The sequence below is a fragment of the Bacillus sp. 007/AIA-02/001 genome (assembly GCF_004634455.1).
Taxonomy (GTDB): Bacteria; Bacillota; Bacilli; order Bacillales; family Bacillaceae_G; genus Bacillus_A; species Bacillus_A cereus.
This window is the reverse complement of sequence record NZ_SEIY01000002.1, coordinates 602,129-619,161: the sequence shown is the minus strand read 5'-3', so window position 1 is coordinate 619,161 and position 17,033 is coordinate 602,129. Positions and strand designations below refer to the sequence as shown.

The window sequence follows — 17,033 nt, the reverse complement described above, 5'->3', positions numbered from 1 at the left end:
TTAATGTATCATACTTTCCTTAATAGAACATTAATTTTTTTTATGAAATAAATAGTAATTCCCTCTTATCTATCATTTTAGCCCAACATATGAATTACATACCCTCAAAAATAAAAAGACATTGTTAGTTCAATGTCTTTTCTATACAGCAATTAAAAAACAAACGTTGTAATCTCATCTACTTCTTTTCTTGGAAGTTTCTTCGGTTTATCTTTCGGAAATCCGAGTGAAATAACCATATTTATTTGTTTTTCAGGCGCAATTTGTAAATATTGGCGCAGTTCATCTTGAGCTAGCAATACTGGCCCTGTCATTGGACAAGTACCAAGTCCCTTTGCATGTGCAGCTAACATTAAGTTTTGTGCCGCTAAACAGCTACTCTTAATGCCTTCTTCTTCCCAAACGGAATCTGGAACAAAAGCAATTGGATCAAATATCTTTTCACGGAACTTTGATTCATATGGTGTTGCCAAACATACAATTAATACTGGTGCCTCCGAGAAAGCTGTTGCATATGGTCCGAAAGAACGTGTAAGTAATTTCCCTGCTTTCTCTTCTCCATTTTCTGCTGCTTTTGCCGCAAGTTTATGTAATGCATCCCATGTCATTTGTTCAATTTCTTTAATCTTCTCTCGATTCATGATAACTAAGAATTCCCACGTTTGTGAATTCGTATCACTCGGTGCGTAACGAGCACAATCAATTATTTCTTTTATATCATTAGTAGATACTTCTTGATCTGTAAACTTTCTAACACTTCGTCTTCCGTGAATTACTTCTTTAAAATCTTCATAATTCATATATTAAATCCCCTTTTTACAGCGTTTTCAAAACTTGTCCTATGCTTGAATTATATCATGAAAAAAAGCCGGAAGAATACCAGCTTTTTTCTTCATGATTAATTTGTCACTTTAAACAAACGAATACTCTCTTCGTATGCAGCTTGTAGTTTTTTCGTAATTGGTCCTCTTTCACCAGCCCCGAACTGTTCATCACCAATTTGAACGACTGGGAATATTTCAAGTGGCGTCGCTGTAAAAAAGCACTCCTCAGCGTCATATACTTCTTGTAATGAAAACTCTCGTTCCTCTACATCGATATGTAACTCTTTCGCTAATGTAATTACGTAGTGACGTGTAATACCATGTAAAATGAAATGATCCGCTGGATGTGTAATCAACTTATTATTCTTCACGATAAAGAAATTGGAATGACACCCTTCAGTCACAATACCATCTCGTACTAATATTGCTTCTTGATACCCTTGTTCATTTATTTTGTTTTTGATCATGATATTAGGAAGCAAATTTAAAGATTTTATATGGCAAAACTTCCACCTGATGTCCTCTTCTACTGTCACCTTAATCCCTGCCTCCATTGAAGCAACTGGTCTTGGGAACGAAACAAGATTTGCAAAATATGTCGGTTGTAAATCTGATTCATATACATGATTGCGCGGTTGTGTACCTCTTGATATTTGTAAATATACATTCCCATCTTCTTGAAACTGATTTTTTTCAATCATTTGATATAACTCTTCTACTAATTCTTCCTTCGTAAATGGTGGAATTAGTTTTATTTCTGCCATAGAGTTAAAGAATCGTTCTAAATGTAAATCTAATAAATGTGGCTTCCCGTCATATAGTCTGAATACCTCGTATATACCATCACCAAATTGAAAGCCTCTCTCCTCTAATGGAATCATCGGCTGTTCTTCCTTCGTATTTACAATTCTTCCGTTAAATAAAATCCAATCTTTATGAGTAGCTTTCATTCTTCCCCACTCCTTTATCACATGATTGTTTTAATTGTACAACTTATCTACACTCAAAAGAAGGAATTTTCTGTATTTTAACAAACAAAAAAGTGCATCACTTATTTAAAGGGATGCACTCGACTATTCATTTACTTCAGAAAATATTTTTCAATATCATCTAACATAAGATTTGCAGCTACAATACCACCTGCTGTATTCCAAATCACTTCATCTACTTGGAATACTTTATTATTTTTAGAAGCCTGTAGTTGCTTAAAGAGTGGATCTTCTGTCCATTCCTTCGCTAACGAATTTCCTTCATTATTCTTATCTGCATCTTTATCAGACGTGAAATAGAATAAGTAGTCTCCGTCCATATTTGGAATCTGCTCTTTTGTAATTCCTTTTATCGCAAAATCATCTTTATCTTGTAATGGTGGTCGTTTAAATCCAATATCATTTAAAACAACACCCGAGAATGAGTTTTTTTGATAAATACGAACATCACCTGGCACGAAACGAATAATAGAAACTTTAGAATTCAATTTATCGCCTAACTTCTCTTTCATTCCTTCAATGCGTTTTTTATAATCATCAAGAGCTTTTTGCCCTTCTTTTTCTTTATTTACAGCTTTTGTATAAAGTGTAAAGTTTTCTTTCCAATCACCGCGTAATGTTTCTGCATAAACAGTTGGTGCGATTTCTTTTAGCTGATCATATATTTTTTCATGACGCATTTTATTTCCGATAATTAAATCTGGCTTAAGCTTCATTACAGCCTCTAAATTAATATCACGTTCAGTTCCTACAACTTCCGTGTTTTTTAACTCTTTCGCTAAATGAGGATACCATTCATCACCAGCACGTGGTTTCGTAGTCCCCACTGGCGTTACGCCCACAGCTAGGAGAGCCTCTGCGCCTTCATTTGTTAAAACAACAACTTTTTTAGGTGTACCATTTACTGTCGTTTCACCCATTGCATGCTTTACCGTATATGAATCTTTTGCTTTCGCTGATATATTATTTTCTTTTTTCTCTTCTTTACTACATCCTGCAATTACAACCATGAGTATCATAATGCAGAACATAATTAGTTTTTTAGTATGTATCATATGTCCTCCCTAGATGAAATCGATTATCATTAACATTTAAAGATTAATGTATCTTATATACATTGTCAATGTATATAAGAAAACTTTTTTAATATATACTATTTAGATTCTATCCGCTTTTCTAATGTTTCTTTTTAAAACATAGTGCATAAGTATGAAAATAAATGTTGTTATTAAAATGCGTATCCTTGTTATACATAACAAGGATACGCATCCATATTGCATTATCATTTTAATTCCTAATATTGAGTATATTTAATATACGCTGGGTCATTATATACCCACTGATTTCCACCAAGGTTTAACCAACCATTTTCATTTATATATACTAAATAAGATTCTGGAGAATTTAATTGGCGGATAACTGCAGATGTAGTTGATGGACCACTTCTTAAATTTACATTCATCCCTTGTATATATGCAACCCCAATCGGGCTTCCATCACTATTGCTTGTCTTTACAAAATTAATGTACGAAGGATCATTATACACCCATTGCCCATTCCCCAAATCTAGCCATCCGTTACTTTCCTGATATACAACGTAAGATTCTGGAGAATTTAATTGACGAATAACTGAGGAAGAAGTTGATGGACCATTTCTTAAATTTACATTTTTCCCAAGAATATAAGCGATTCCCTTCGTTTGAGGTGTCGGTTGTGGGTTAGGGGGTTGTGGATTTGGAGCTACTCCAAAAATAGCTGCTATTCCATTTGCATACGCTTGACTTAGATCTTCAATAAATTGTGGATTTTTTAATAAATTTGCATCAAACGCTGTATCAATAAAAGCAGTCTCAGTTAAAATTGCATCCATTGTGGTTTCTCTTAATACCGCATAATTTTCTTTTTTTGCTCCTCGATCACGAAGACCATATTTTGTTAATACAGGATTGACAGCTGTATGCATTTTTTGTTGCTTTGCATATGCAGTGCTGCTATTGGATAACGCATTATAAATATAACTTTCAAAACCTGTACCCCCGCCGCTATTAATATGAAATGAAATAAAATAATCCGCACTGAAAGCATTAGCAATATTAGCACGTTCAGATAAAGAAATAAACACATCACTATCACGTGTCATTTTAATTGTAATTGGGTAATTTACCGTTAAAATGTCTCGAACGCGTCTAGCAATTTGAAGTGTTAAGTTTTTTTCTACTAAACCATTACCAACAGCACCAGAATCATATCCACCGTGCCCTGCGTCTATAACAAGTTTCATTTTATTGCCCCGCCCCTTTCTTGTAATATGTTTGCATTTCTACTCGTCCTATTTTATGTGAAATGTACAGGTTCTGTTACAATTGCAAATAAAAAAACCGCCTTATGTAAGGCGGTTTCTATCATCTTGCTTTAACCAATTTAAAATAAATATATACGATTGATAGTGAACATAACGTATGCAAAATAAAATAAATAAAAGTGCTATTCCAACACCACTATAAAGTAAACCAAACTTTAAAAAAACATTTACAAGTGGTGGAAAGTTCATTAAATTTTGTAATGTACTAAGCATACAAAATATAATGAAAAAGACAGGGATGTATTGTAATTCATACGGCTTTTTTTCCTTACTCATTCTTTTCCGAATGATTATATGACATAATTCTGCTACTATAAAGCACCCTCCAATTAATACAAGACCAGAAGTCATCGTCATACATCCACCTGCCTTATATTTATTGTATCGCATAAATAATCATCGTTATATTTTCTTTACATACTCTTCATCTTCTGAAGCAAAACCAAAACTCTCTATGAAAGACTTCGCCTTTTCTGTTAATTTCTCTTGTAGCACTTTTATTTCTTTCACATTTCTTTGTTTCATCATTTCTTCAAATGTAAAATACGTATTTGTACCATAACCGTAACCTTGGTAATCAAAATGAATAATTAGCTGTGATAAAACAGCCCGTTCCTCTTGTACACTATAATCTATTACACCAATATATGTATCATCAACTTTCACACAGTACTGTACCTTTTTCTCACCTAAACTATGCGATTTAAACATTTCTTTAACAACGCTTTCATTTTCTACAGTAACTTTCTCAAACGTAATCATATGTTGTCCATCCTTTTACTATTATTGTATCAATAATACTTCCTATTTATGAAAAAAACCTTAAGACCGTATGCGATCTTAAGGTTTTTCTAATTAAACTAAACTATACGCACGTTTTGTTTCTTCATGGAACTTATTCGTATCGTATTTATGCTCAACATAAATTTGGTGCCATACCATAAACGCAAGTACAGTCCAAATTTTACGGCTATAATCGCCTTTATCTGCACAATGTGCTTCCAGTAAGTTTAATACATACTGTTTGTCGATTAAATGCTCTGTCTTACTTTCGTTTATAATATTTATAGCCCAATCATGCATTTCGTCTTTTAACCAGTGACGAATTGGTACTGGGAATCCAAGTTTTTTACGATCTAATACGTGATCTGGAACGATTCCGCGTGCTGCTTCACGTAAAATAGCTTTCGTAGTTCCGTTAGCAATCTTAAATTCAGTTGGAATTTTAGATGCAACATCGAATACTTCTTTATCTAAGAACGGTACACGAAGTTCTAATGAGTTTGCCATTGTCATTTTATCAGCTTTTAATAAAATGTCACCGCGTAGCCATGTGAACATGTCAATGTACTGCATTTTACTTACATCATCATAATCTTTAATCTCGTTATACAATGGTTTCGTGATATCCATATAGTTAACACTTTCATTGTAATACTTCATTAATTCAGCTTTTTCTTCTTCACGGAAGATTTTAGCATTTCCATAGTAACGCTCTTCAATTGGTGTACATCCACGCTCTAGGAAGCTCTTACCTTTAAATCCTTCTTTAAGAGCACCACTTAATGCTTTTAGAACGCTCTTACCTGGGCTAGGAATGTAAGAGAACATTTTTAGTGAGTTTGGCTCACGGTAAATGTTATAACCACCAAATAGCTCGTCTGCGCCTTCACCAGAAAGAACAACTGTTACATGTTTACGTGCTTCTTTCGCAACGAAGTACAATGGTACAGCTGCTGGATCAGCTAAAGGATCATCCATATGCCAAATGATTTTTGGGAACTCATCCATAAATTCTTTCGCTGAAATGAATACGTTATGGTTTTTAACGCCTAATTTCTCAGCAGTTTCTTTCGCAACATCAACTTCACTGAAACCACGTTGCTCAAAACCAACAGAGAATGTTAAAAGATTTGGATTCATTTCTCTTGCGATAGAAGCGATGATAGATGAATCGATACCACCAGATAAGAATGAACCTACTGGTACATCACTACGCATATGCACTTTTACTGAATCATATAACACATCACGAATTGCTTGGATATGCTCCTCTTTCGTTGCACTTGAAGCATTGAAATAAGGTTTCCAGTAGCGATGGATTTCCATCTCTTTACCGATTTCTTTTACGAAATAATGACCAGGCTCGATTTTATTAACATCAATTGTTAAAGTTTCTGGCTCTGGACCATATTGGTACGTAAAGTAATGTTGTAGTGACGTTGGATTAACGCCTTTATCTTCCATCACATGCATAATACTTTTCTTCTCAGATGCGAAGAATGTAGTATCACCTTGTTGTGCGATGTATAAAGGTTTAATACCGAAGTGGTCACGTGCACCGAAAAGTTTCTTTTCCTCACGATCCCAAATCATAAATGCAAACATACCACGAAGGTAGTCTACACATTTTTCTTTCATATGTGCATACAATGCAATGATAACTTCTGTATCAGATTGCGTTGCAAACGTTGCACCTTTTTCAAGTAACATTTCACGTAATTCTACATAGTTGTAAATTTCACCATTAAAAATAATTACATATCGATCATTTTCATAAGTTAGCGGCTGATGTCCTGCCTCTAAGTCAATGATGCTTAAACGGCGGAAGCCAAATTGTACATGTTCATCACGAAAATATCCTTCGTCATCTGGACCACGGTGGAAAATCATCGTGTTCATATTTTCAAATTGATGTTTTTCTGTTTCTGAAAACTCTCTAGGGTTTTCACATAAACATCCTACAAAACCACACATACTTCTTACCCTCTTTCAGTTTTCATTCTGTCTCTATACTACTATATCAACCCTATTTATACTAGCATAATCAACTGAATATGGCGACCAAAAACTATAAAAAAATCACTCCATTTCACATTTTTAACAATTTTTTATGAAAACATGAAAACTAGGCACTCACCTTTCTCCGCTTTTGTCATATGATATTGCAAATTGATTTCTAGGAGGGAATACCATGAGTGAAGAAAAAAAAGATTCTTCTCGCCCACCGGTTCGTAATTACTTAAAGCAAATTGATGATTTCTTCGAGCAAACACCTCTTCGCAATGTAATCGCTGATTTAAATCATTTTTTCCAAAAAGGAAACCGTTTATTAACATTCCCTGTAGATTTATATGAAGTTGGTGAAGAACTCGTTGTTACAGCTGAACTACCAGGTATACAAAAAGAACAAATCCAAATTGAAATACAAAGTGAATACTTAAAAGTCTCTGTAAAAGAAGAGATACTTGAAGAGGAAGAAGAACAAACATCCCATAACTATTATCGCCGAGAACGTTCCATTTCAGAAGCATCAAGATTGATTAAATTGCCGTATTCAATTAATAAAAAAGCGGCAAAAGCTTCTTATCAAAACGGCGTATTAGAAATTCGGGCGCCGAAACTTCCCCAGCAACATGACATTTTATCGATAGACTAATGCAAAAAAATAAGGGTGCTATGCACCCTTATTTTTAACCCACTAATCGCTTCATATCACGTATAATGTCTTCGTATGGCGTATTACTAATGCCACTATACTTTTTCATTACTTTTCCGTTTTGATCAATTAAATAAAATGATGTCCCATGCATGACCTGACCGTTCTCCGGCTTATCTACAAGTGATTGGAAATTATCTTTTGAAAACTTTGTAATATCTTCTAACGAATACCCCGTTAATAAATTCCAGTTACTAGTATCCTCTGTAAACTTTTGAATAAAAGCTTTCAGATTTTCTGGCTTATCAAGGTCTGGATCTACACTAAATGAAACAAACTGAACGTCTAATTTCTCTTCTTTTGCCATCTTTTGAAGCTTGGCCATATTTGCAGTCATTGGTGGACAAACTGTCTGACAATTTGTGAACATAAAATCTGCAACCCAAACTTTCCCTTTTAAATCTTTTGTACCAAATTGCTTTCCATCTTGATTTGTAAATTGGAAGGTTTCTAAATCCCAATTTAATGGTTTACGAAGCTTTGAACCTGATTCACTACATCCAGCAAGTACAAAGAGACAAAATACAACCATAAGACCAATTATTTTTTGATAACGCTTCATTTATAAACCTCTTTTCTCTATCCTAAATTTAAATAGGTTATGTTTATAATAACAAAAGTTAACACTACGAGAAAATTGTTTACTACATTTGTTCACGAAATCGTACGAATTTACGTATGTTACTTCTTTATTTCAAGCGAATTACTAGACAAAATATATTTTTTTACTATTATTTCTCTAAATAAAAGTGATAAAACTAATTTTATTGTTACTTTTGTAAATACCTCTCCCTATTTTTTAACAATTCCTTAAACATTAATCCATGTTTTACACTGTATTCCTTAACAACATTTCGGTACAATACAAATACAACGATTTTAAATGAGGTGATGTTCATGGCAAAGCGCTATGAAAATATGGATAATGTTAGTACAAAAAAATCAATTCGCTCTTTTTTACGCTGGCGTAAAGAACGAAAGCAAAACAAAAAAGATTTTTCTTTCTTAGTAGAACAATCACCCGTTAAACAAAGTGCATTTTTGCAAAGTAATGTTGAAAAAACGACTATCACATGGATTGGGCATTCCACTTTTCTTATCCAAACGAATGGACTTAATATATTAACAGATCCAGTATGGGCTAATAAATTAAAGCTAGTTCCAAGACTTACAGAACCTGGACTCTCTATAGAAGCACTACCTAAAATTGATATTGTCCTTATTTCACATGGTCATTATGATCATTTAGATTTTTCAACTCTTCGTCAGTTGAATGATGATGTTCTATATCTTGTACCTATTGGATTAAAAAAATTATTTACTCGTAAGAAATTTAAACATGTAGAAGAGTATAAATGGTGGGAAAGTACGATAATTAACGAAGTTTCTTTTCACTTCGTACCTGCTCAGCACTGGACGAGAAGATTCTTATTTGATATGAATACGTCTCACTGGGGCGGATGGATTATTGATAATGAAACGACTATGGAAACCATATATTTTTGTGGCGACAGTGGCTATTTCCTAGGTTTCAAAGAAATTGGTGAACGCTTTTTAATTGATATTGCTCTTATGCCCATTGGCGCTTATGAACCAGAATGGTTTATGAAAGTATCTCATGTTTCACCTGAAGAGGCCGTGCAAGCTTATTTAGATTTAAACGCTACACATTTTATACCAATGCATTACGGAGCTTTTGCACTCGCCGATGAAACACCTCGTGAAGCAATAACTAGACTTCGAAATAATTGGAATTTGCGCATGTTACCGTGGGAACAACTGCATGTACTCTTTTTAGGTCAAACTTTTATTTATAGTAACGCAACAAATGATAAGCAAATAAACGAAAAAATTGAAACTTTACATGTGTAACCTAATGACTGATTTTCTATATCCAACATATAATATAGAAAATCCTATAGTGAAACTTTAATTAGTGGGATTTCTTCATCCCCACTGATTATTTGCCTTCACCAATCAAGCTTTTACGGGCAGCCCGCTACCTAACCTCTTTGCTCCAGCTAAATTTGAGGTAGAGAGTTTTACTGTCCGCAAATAGCGGGATAAAGGGTGTTTTCTATGAATGAATATTTACAGACTCGCTATATCATTAGCGGTAGTGCCTGTGTAGCTCTTCTTATTTCTTACTTTCTATTTACATAAAAAAGCTACTTGAAATATATTTTCAAGTAGCTTTTTTATTACTCTGCTAAATACATAAATCCGATTGCGCCCGGACCTGTATGAGTACTAATAATAGGCGTTGTATAGAAAATTTCTGATTGAGCAAATCCACTCACTTTTTCAACCGCCGCTTTCATACTTTCAGCTAAAGGAATTGCTTTCGCATGCGGAATTGCAACAGCTTTTACGACTTTTCCAGCCGTATCTTGCTCAAATAACTTAGCTAATGTTTTTACAATTTGGCCTTGGCTACGAACTTTCGTTACAGGATTATAAACACCGTCTTCAAGACTAGCAATTGGCTTTATATTAAGTAGCGAACCGATAAACGCTTTTCCTTTACCGATACGTCCACCCTTCACTAAGTTTTCTAATGTATCCACTACTACATATAAACGAGTATTCTTTCTTACTTCATCTACACGTTTTAAAATTTCTTCTAGTGAGCGTCCGTCATTTGCCATTTTTGCAGCTTCAATTACTTGATATGCTAAAGCATGTGTAATAAATTGAGAATCAACAACTGTTACTTTTGTATCAGTCATTGATGCAGCGCTATTTGCAGTTGCTACAGTACCGCTCATTCCACTTGTCATATGGATAGAAAGGACTTCGCTTCCATCTTCCCCTAGCTTGTCATACATTTCTACAAATGTACCCATAGCTGGTTGTGATGTTTTTGGTAATTCCTCTGATTTAATCATTTCTTCAATAAATTCGTCAGGTTGTAAATCAACGCGATCTAAATATGTTTGTCCATTTACAGAGATTGATAATGGTAAAACATGAATGTCATACTTTTCGATTACGTCTTGTGATAAATCTGCCGTTGAATCTGTTACAATTTTAATTTTTTGCATACTATACTTCTTCCCTTTCCAATACGCTCTCCTTGTTATTATACTAGTATTCCCATTGCTTTCAACAATTTGGAACGAAATTTCATCAAATTAATTATATTTTCATATCTAAAATGAAAAAGACAGAGTTTACTAACCCTGTCCGTACTTCGTATCATGCATTTTTTTCAAGGGTATTTGTTTTATATACATTTAAATAATCATTCCACTTCAAACAATTTTGTAAATATTCACGGAAAGAATACGAAAATCTTGGGTGTTTTTGTTTTTGAATTTTTGCAATAAATAATTGAAGACGAGACTGAATTAGAAACGATAATGGATGCTGTGCCTGTAGGACAGGGATTTCGAATATTTTAATGCAATCCCCTGTTGAATGAGTGAAATAAAAACTTTTCGTAATCACAATATCAATCCTCTTTTTCATTGGATTTTTGAACTTCCTCTACTTTGCGCTGTAACACGTTGTTTAAAGTGGAGTAAAATCAGACTTATATGATTTCTGTAGTCCTTATGGCTAGAAGATTTATACTCTATTCATCTCCACCTAATTCACCTTCCCGTCCTAAATATCTCTGAGACGGGAATCTCATTATCCATCAATTGTTTAATACATTTAGTATAAGCTTATAAAAGCGCAAAGTTTGTCTAAATTTTGGAGATTCTATAATTTTTTTCTTCTATATATTGTATACGTTTATAGCTATAGTATAACAAATAAATAAAAAAGTGCCTTTATAACGAGGCACTTTTCGACTGCATTTCTTCTCTTTTCTTTTTCCTCTTACTAACAACCTTTGATAACGCAATACTTACTTCATAAATACAAATAAGCGGCACTGCAACTAAACTATGAGATAAAAAGTCTGGCGGTGATATACAAGATGCAATGATAATTAATGCTACGTAAGCATACCTTCTTATTTTCATTAAAAATTCCGCCGTAAGTATTCCAATACTAGTTAAAAACATTACAACGACTGGCAATTCAAAAATCACAGCAAATGGAACTGTTAAATTAAGTACAAAATGAAAATACTTTTCTGTCGTAAACATCGTATTAAACATTTCATTACCTATCGTAGTTAAAAAGTGAAATAGAAACGGCATTACAATGAAATATCCAAAACATAAACCTGCGAGAAATAATATAGACAATACCGGTATATACATTATTGTCATCTTTTGTTCATTTGGATGTAAACCCGGTTTTACAAATAACCAAATTTGTATAGCAGCAAAAGGAATTGTACAAACGATAGCAAATACTGTAGCAATCGAGAAAAAAATCCACAATACATCACTTGGACCGAGAACAGTTAATTTCATTGGTAAATCTTTTACAAGCCAAAAATAAATATCCTTTGTAAAAGTAAATCCAATAATTAAAAATAGTACAAAGGATAACACCGTATATATTACTCTTTTTCGAAGCTCAACAATATGTTCTACTACGCTCATTTCCCGATCTTCCATCTCGTTCACCACACTTTATTTATCCATTACAAGGAAAATACACTACATTTTTTCTTTCTTTTCCTTTTCTTGAAATGCGTCATCTGTCAATTCTTTCGTTGATTTTTTAAACTCTTTTAACGTTTCCCCTAAAGCCTTCCCGATTTCCGGCAATTTTTTAGGTCCAAATAAAATGAGTACTGCTACTAAAATTAAAATTAACCCTGGAAAGCCAATATTTGAAAACATTTCCCCATCCCCTTTATTAGTAGTTTCCTTGTCCTACTATTACATAATTTTATTTTGTCAAAAAAGTTTGAAAACGTCAACAAATCCATTGTCTTTTGTCAAAAAAATTCAAAAATATAATCAATTATACAAATTTCATTTTCTATTGCTCTTGTGTATGATATGGTAAGGGAAATGACATATTATTTTATGATAGTAGAAAGGATTTGCATTATGACTGAAAAAATGACACGAATGACCCAATTTGTAAAAGAAGAAATTGCAAATGCAATTACACATGGTATCGGTGCCATTTTAAGCATCCCTGCCTTAATCATATTGATTATTCATGCTTCTAAGCACGGTACCGCATCAGCTGTAGTTGCATTTACTGTTTATGGTGTAAGCATGTTCTTACTGTACTTGTTTTCAACATTGCTACATAGCATTCATCATCCTAAAGTAGAAAAAATATTTACTATTTTAGATCATTCAGCCATTTACTTATTGATTGCTGGCACGTATACTCCTTTTCTACTTATTACACTTCGTGGCCCATTAGGATGGACGTTGCTTGCTATAATATGGACACTAGCAATCGGAGGTATCGTCTTCAAAATTTTCTTTGTACGTCGCTTTATAAAGGCTTCAACTTTATGTTACATCATTATGGGTTGGCTCATAATCGTTGCCATTAAACCACTTTATGAAAATCTAACTGGACATGGTTTTTCACTACTTTTAGCAGGTGGAATTTTATATTCTGTCGGAGCTATATTCTTCCTTTGGGAAAAGCTACCTTTCAACCATGCCATATGGCACCTGTTCGTTTTAGGTGGTAGTGCGATGATGTTCTTCTGTGTACTCTTTTATGTCTTACCTACAGCATAATAAAAAAGGATTCAGCTTACTATAAGCTGAATCCTTTTTTATTACTTATGTAATTGTGATGCGATAACTTCCTGTGTATGCTTCGTTAATTCTTTAATATCCATATTCGCATAATCTTCAGGTGTAATCGGCTTAGAAATTGTTACTGTTGCATGAGCTGACTTCATACGATTTCCATTCGCTTCAAACATCTTATATGTACCATCTAACGTTACAGGTAAAATTGCTACACCTGACTTTACTGCCAGATGAAAACTACCAGCCTTAAACTCTCCAACTTCGCCACCCTTACTTCTCGTTCCTTCAGGGAAAATTACGATAGAATGTCCATTCTTTAATAGTTCAATTCCATCTTTAATCGCTTGAAGAGATTGACGACGATCGCTACGATCCATAAATACACAATTCATAAGTTCCATCCAAGTTGGTACAACTGGGAACTTTTTAATCTCTGCTTTTGAAACGAATCCAATTGGTTTATTTAAGTAACCTAGTAAAACAGGGATATCCATATTACTTTGGTGATTACTTACAACTAGTACTGGCTTGTCTTTCGGAACATTTTCAAGTCCTTTCACTTCTACTGCCCCTCCAGCTACACGTACCATTTTCTTACCAAACCAATTTGTCGTTTTATACACAGCATTATCTTTTTCTTTTGGCGCCATCGTATTTACTTGTCTTTTAAGACGCCACATTCTCGGTGTAATCGCAATTACGATTAAAATTAAATAAAAGATTTTAAAAAACGTTTGAATCATACAGAACCCCCACCTATTATCATTCCGACCTTCATTATACTAGACAAACGAAGGAAAAAGAAGAAAAAAAGTCCAAACAGCAAGTGTTTGGACTTTTTAAGCATTCTATATTAGAAACGTTTTGCTAATTCACGAGCATTAGCAATTGCTGCTTCTTTAATTTCTTGTGCTTTTTCAGGGTTTGCATTCATACCTTCAACTGCGATATATTCAGTATCATTTACACCGATAAATCCTAATACAGTCTTTAAGTGATTGCGACCGAAGTCTACAGCTGCGTATGCTCCTTCAGAATATACGCCACCTGTTGCCTGAATGTGAAGTGCTTTTTTACCTTCTAATAAGCCGACTGGACCATTTTCAGTATATTTGAATGTTTTACCTGCGATTGCTACGTTATCTAAGTATGCTTTTACTACTGGTGGATAGCTAAAGTTCCACATTGGAGTTACGAATACATAACGATCTGCATTCATAAATGTTTCTAAGTTTGTGTTCATTGCTGCTACTTTTTGTTGTTGAACTTCAGTTAAAGCTTCAAAGCCTTCACCTGCTGCAAATTTACCCCAAGCAGCAAATACATCTGCATCAATTGCTGGTACTGTAGTATTGAATAAATCAATTGTTACAACTTCGTCTTGTGGATGTTCATTTTTATAAGCTTCGATGAAAGCTTCCCCTACTGCCATTCCGAAAGAACCTTCTGCTGAATTTGGATTTGCTGTAATAAATAGTACTTTTGTCATTGTATTCTCTCCCTTTTTTCTCTTTATCTTTAATTCAAGATTTATTTTTTAAAAGTTAACAACTTACCTTATGTAAGTATAATACAAAAAGTTTTAATCAATGTCAATAAAAAATAGCTACTTTTTTTTCGTAAGTTAATGATTTACTTTGTTTCCTTAAAATTTAGTATACAGATATTCAGAACTCTTTCATATAAAAAGGCTACCTCTACAACTTATAGAGATAGCCTTCTATTACATATTATTTTTGAAATACATGTTTTACTTTTTCAGCTGGAATATTACTTCCGCCTCTACCTTTTACATCTTCAATCATCATTGTAATGACCATATCTGGTGAATTTAAATCAAATGCAGCGAACCAACCTAGTTCTTTTCCTTCGGCCTCTTTTGATACTTTTAATTCCGCTGTACCTGTTTTTCCAGCAAGAGTCATGCCATCAATTTTAGCAATTTTCCCTGTACCATCTGGATCATTAATTACTTTCGTCATTGCAGTTTTTAATATATCCTGATTTCCTTTAGAAATTACATTTTCTTTCCAAGCTTTTGGTTGTTTATCTGTTTTAATAATATACGGTGACGGAATCGCTCCATCATTTACAATTGGCGCATACGTTAAAGCTAAATGAAGAGGAGTCATTAATACTTGTCCTTGTCCATATCCTGTATCTGCCATTTGAATATCATTTTTAATGCCGTCATTTGCAATTTTAGAAGCAGGGAATCCATATTCAATTGGTAGTTTCTCATCGAATCCGAATTTTTTTGCTTCACTCATAAACTTGTCTTTTCCGATTTTTAAAGCTTCTTGTGCGAAGTAAATATTATCCGAGTATTTCATCGCCTTATCAAAATCAATCGGATTTGCATCTTTCACACGCGTTACATAGTAATTACCCCAAGAAGAATCTTTTGTCCATTTTAATCCTTCAATTTTCAACTCTTCTTTTGGATCAATCGTTTTCGTTTCAAGACCAATTGCAGCTGTAATAGGTTTAAATACAGAACCTGGTACCGACAATTGTGTAAAGCGATTTGTCATTGGTTTTTTCGGATCATTATTCCAAGCTTCGCGTTGTGCCTTCGATGTCCCTCGTGCAATTATATTAGGATCATATGCTGGACTACTTACTAGTGCAATTGTTTCTCCACTTTTCGGATTAATTGCTGCACTTGAACCAGCTTCGCCCTTCATTTCATTATACGTTTTTTCTTGAACAACACTATCAATAGTTAAAGTTACATTTTCTCCATCAACAGCATCTGTTTTTGCTAAATTTTTAATTTCTTTTCCTTGCGCATCTTCTACAAAGACACGGCCACCTTTTTTACCGCGTAGCTTTTCCTCTAATACTTGCTCTAAGCCAGCTTTACCAACTGGGTCATCAGCTTGATAGCCTTTCTTTTGTAGCGTTTTTAAATCTTCAGCATTTACCTTTCCAATATAACCAGTCAGATGAGCTGCCGCTTCCCCTAACGGATATGTACGAACATTTACAGGTTTTGTTGAAACACCTGGTAAATCAATGTACGTATTTTGTGTTGCCCCTTCAGGCAAAATTCCAATTGGTACGAGATACCCTGGTTTTACCCATTTAGCAGCTAATTTTTGATCAATTTCTTCTACAGACATATTTAATAACTTCGCTACTGTTTCTTTCGTTTGCGGAGCAGTATCGCCTAACTTTTCAGGAATCAATCCGATTTCAGAAGCTTTCCCATTCGTTGCAAGACCTTTTCCATTACGATCGTATATTTCACCACGTTTTGGCTGTGTTGTCTGCATACGCACTTTACTATCTTTCGTCATGCCAGGGAAAATAAAATCAGGAGTCCAATCTATTTTCCAAGATTCTTTATCTCCATCTTTTTCTTTCACCATTTTTGCTTCATGACCAAATGTGATTTTACCACCAACTGTATCCATGCTTACTTTAAAAGGAACAGGACCTTCATCTTTTTTATCTTCTTTTACTTCCCCTGTTTCTACCTTTAAGTCTTTCACTTCGATACCAGAATAAATTTTTTCATATTTCTCAGTAAACTCTTTCTTTGAAATATCTTTTTTTGCATTTTTTGATAGTTGATCATACATATCTGCAAATTTTTGTTTATTCCACGCTTTTACATATGTATCAAACGCTTCTTGTGGTTTTTCTTCTTTACCACATCCAACTAACATGAATGTTAAGCAAAGAAAAAGAATCCCCCATATCTTTCTCAATCGATTC

At 33.9% G+C, this 17,033-nt stretch carries 18 protein-coding genes; 3 read left to right on the top strand and 15 right to left on the bottom strand.

The features are described from left to right. Positions 1-152: 152 nt before the first annotated feature. The 7 genes from ES895_RS08605 to asnB all read right to left on the bottom strand — a co-directional run bounded on the left by ES895_RS08605 (position 153) and on the right by asnB (position 6,932). Entirely contained in the window at positions 153-800 is a 648-nt protein-coding gene (locus ES895_RS08605; protein ID WP_001105283.1) for a nitroreductase family protein, read from the bottom strand. 98 nt (positions 801-898) lie between these two features. Next, positions 899-1,774, bottom strand: coding sequence for a D-amino-acid transaminase (dat, locus tag ES895_RS08600; protein ID WP_000648368.1), 876 nt, complete (start codon positions 1,772-1,774; stop codon positions 899-901). Positions 1,775-1,905: 131 nt separating this feature from the next. Next, entirely contained in the window at positions 1,906-2,868 is a 963-nt protein-coding gene (locus tag ES895_RS08595; RefSeq protein WP_000581991.1) for an ABC transporter substrate-binding protein, read from the bottom strand. A 239-nt stretch (positions 2,869-3,107) separates the two neighbouring features. Continuing rightward, positions 3,108-4,094, bottom strand: a complete 987-nt coding sequence (locus ES895_RS08590) for an N-acetylmuramoyl-L-alanine amidase (RefSeq protein ID WP_048567962.1) — start codon at positions 4,092-4,094, stop codon at positions 3,108-3,110. Between the two features lie 102 nt (positions 4,095-4,196). Continuing rightward, positions 4,197-4,526 (bottom strand): hypothetical protein, encoded by a 330-nt coding sequence (locus ES895_RS08585; RefSeq protein ID WP_098318250.1) that lies wholly within the window; start codon positions 4,524-4,526, stop codon positions 4,197-4,199. Between the two features lie 51 nt (positions 4,527-4,577). Continuing rightward, positions 4,578-4,937, bottom strand: coding sequence for a GNAT family N-acetyltransferase (locus ES895_RS08580; RefSeq protein WP_000627522.1), 360 nt, complete (start codon positions 4,935-4,937; stop codon positions 4,578-4,580). Between the two features lie 93 nt (positions 4,938-5,030). Further along, positions 5,031-6,932, bottom strand: a complete 1,902-nt coding sequence (asnB, locus tag ES895_RS08575) for an asparagine synthase (glutamine-hydrolyzing) (protein WP_000333816.1) — start codon at positions 6,930-6,932, stop codon at positions 5,031-5,033. Positions 6,933-7,149: 217 nt separating this feature from the next. On the opposite strand from asnB, the gene ES895_RS08570 reads away from it, so the two are divergent. Further along, a complete protein-coding gene (locus tag ES895_RS08570; protein WP_001288085.1) occupies positions 7,150-7,614 on the top strand; it encodes an Hsp20/alpha crystallin family protein in 465 nt (154 codons plus the stop codon). Between the two features lie 34 nt (positions 7,615-7,648). On the opposite strand, the gene ES895_RS08565 is transcribed toward ES895_RS08570, so the two are convergent. Further along, on the bottom strand, positions 7,649-8,236 hold the full coding sequence (locus ES895_RS08565; RefSeq protein WP_000833335.1) for an SCO family protein: 588 nt from the start codon (positions 8,234-8,236) through the stop codon (positions 7,649-7,651). 335 nt (positions 8,237-8,571) lie between these two features. Between ES895_RS08565 and ES895_RS08560 the strand changes: the two genes are divergently transcribed. Beyond that, positions 8,572-9,546, top strand: coding sequence for an MBL fold metallo-hydrolase (locus tag ES895_RS08560; protein WP_135238292.1), 975 nt, complete (start codon positions 8,572-8,574; stop codon positions 9,544-9,546). 329 nt (positions 9,547-9,875) lie between these two features. Here the strand turns inward: ES895_RS08560 and ES895_RS08555 are convergent, their stop codons facing one another. From ES895_RS08555 to ES895_RS08540, 4 genes are all read right to left on the bottom strand, one after another. Continuing rightward, the gene (locus ES895_RS08555) at positions 9,876-10,718 is read right to left on the bottom strand and encodes a DegV family protein (protein WP_001169470.1); all 843 of its coding nucleotides are present in this window, start codon (positions 10,716-10,718) and stop codon (positions 9,876-9,878) included. A gap of 154 nt (positions 10,719-10,872) precedes the next feature. Further along, a complete protein-coding gene (locus ES895_RS08550; RefSeq protein ID WP_000629012.1) occupies positions 10,873-11,124 on the bottom strand; it encodes a DUF2535 family protein in 252 nt (83 codons plus the stop codon). 329 nt (positions 11,125-11,453) lie between these two features. Then, positions 11,454-12,194, bottom strand: a complete 741-nt coding sequence (tatC, locus tag ES895_RS08545; RefSeq protein WP_000390121.1) for a twin-arginine translocase subunit TatC — start codon at positions 12,192-12,194, stop codon at positions 11,454-11,456. 42 nt (positions 12,195-12,236) lie between these two features. Next, positions 12,237-12,422, bottom strand: a complete 186-nt coding sequence (locus ES895_RS08540) for a twin-arginine translocase TatA/TatE family subunit (RefSeq protein WP_000492443.1) — start codon at positions 12,420-12,422, stop codon at positions 12,237-12,239. Between the two features lie 213 nt (positions 12,423-12,635). Between ES895_RS08540 and trhA the strand changes: the two genes are divergently transcribed. Next, positions 12,636-13,292, top strand: a complete 657-nt coding sequence (gene trhA / locus ES895_RS08535; protein ID WP_000136889.1) for a PAQR family membrane homeostasis protein TrhA — start codon at positions 12,636-12,638, stop codon at positions 13,290-13,292. Positions 13,293-13,333: 41 nt separating this feature from the next. Here trhA and ES895_RS08530 read toward each other — a convergent pair whose 3' ends face one another. The 3 genes from ES895_RS08530 to pbpC all read right to left on the bottom strand — a co-directional run bounded on the left by ES895_RS08530 (position 13,334) and on the right by pbpC (position 17,026). Continuing rightward, complete coding sequence (locus ES895_RS08530) at positions 13,334-14,053, bottom strand: lysophospholipid acyltransferase family protein (protein ID WP_086411919.1); 720 nt, start codon at positions 14,051-14,053, stop codon at positions 13,334-13,336. 110 nt (positions 14,054-14,163) lie between these two features. After that, the gene (locus ES895_RS08525) at positions 14,164-14,799 is read right to left on the bottom strand and encodes an FMN-dependent NADH-azoreductase (RefSeq protein WP_000170024.1); all 636 of its coding nucleotides are present in this window, start codon (positions 14,797-14,799) and stop codon (positions 14,164-14,166) included. A gap of 241 nt (positions 14,800-15,040) precedes the next feature. Further along, positions 15,041-17,026: a penicillin-binding protein 3 gene (gene pbpC, locus ES895_RS08520; RefSeq protein WP_001227246.1), complete on the bottom strand. Its 1,986-nt coding sequence runs from the start codon at positions 17,024-17,026 to the stop codon at positions 15,041-15,043. Positions 17,027-17,033 lie beyond the last annotated feature (7 nt).

What these genes read in the sequence shown, in the direction of transcription:
- ES895_RS08590 (WP_048567962.1), bottom strand. Translation starts at nt 4,094, where the DNA reads ATGAAACTTGTTATAGACGCAGGGCACGGTGGATATGATTCTGGTGCT.
- ES895_RS08555 (WP_001169470.1), bottom strand. Translation starts at nt 10,718, where the DNA reads ATGCAAAAAATTAAAATTGTAACAGATTCAACGGCAGATTTATCACAA.
- tatC (WP_000390121.1), bottom strand. Translation starts at nt 12,194, where the DNA reads ATGGAAGATCGGGAAATGAGCGTAGTAGAACATATTGTTGAGCTTCGA.
- trhA (WP_000136889.1), top strand. Translation starts at nt 12,636, where the DNA reads ATGACTGAAAAAATGACACGAATGACCCAATTTGTAAAAGAAGAAATT.
- ES895_RS08565 (WP_000833335.1), bottom strand. Translation starts at nt 8,236, where the DNA reads ATGAAGCGTTATCAAAAAATAATTGGTCTTATGGTTGTATTTTGTCTC.
- asnB (WP_000333816.1), bottom strand. Translation starts at nt 6,932, where the DNA reads ATGTGTGGTTTTGTAGGATGTTTATGTGAAAACCCTAGAGAGTTTTCA.
- ES895_RS08580 (WP_000627522.1), bottom strand. Translation starts at nt 4,937, where the DNA reads ATGATTACGTTTGAGAAAGTTACTGTAGAAAATGAAAGCGTTGTTAAA.
- ES895_RS08570 (WP_001288085.1), top strand. Translation starts at nt 7,150, where the DNA reads ATGAGTGAAGAAAAAAAAGATTCTTCTCGCCCACCGGTTCGTAATTAC.
- ES895_RS08605 (WP_001105283.1), bottom strand. Translation starts at nt 800, where the DNA reads ATGAATTATGAAGATTTTAAAGAAGTAATTCACGGAAGACGAAGTGTT.
- ES895_RS08530 (WP_086411919.1), bottom strand. Translation starts at nt 14,053, where the DNA reads ATGATTCAAACGTTTTTTAAAATCTTTTATTTAATTTTAATCGTAATT.
- ES895_RS08585 (WP_098318250.1), bottom strand. Translation starts at nt 4,526, where the DNA reads ATGACTTCTGGTCTTGTATTAATTGGAGGGTGCTTTATAGTAGCAGAA.
- ES895_RS08525 (WP_000170024.1), bottom strand. Translation starts at nt 14,799, where the DNA reads ATGACAAAAGTACTATTTATTACAGCAAATCCAAATTCAGCAGAAGGT.
- ES895_RS08560 (WP_135238292.1), top strand. Translation starts at nt 8,572, where the DNA reads ATGGCAAAGCGCTATGAAAATATGGATAATGTTAGTACAAAAAAATCA.
- ES895_RS08595 (WP_000581991.1), bottom strand. Translation starts at nt 2,868, where the DNA reads ATGATACATACTAAAAAACTAATTATGTTCTGCATTATGATACTCATG.
- ES895_RS08540 (WP_000492443.1), bottom strand. Translation starts at nt 12,422, where the DNA reads ATGTTTTCAAATATTGGCTTTCCAGGGTTAATTTTAATTTTAGTAGCA.
- dat (WP_000648368.1), bottom strand. Translation starts at nt 1,774, where the DNA reads ATGAAAGCTACTCATAAAGATTGGATTTTATTTAACGGAAGAATTGTA.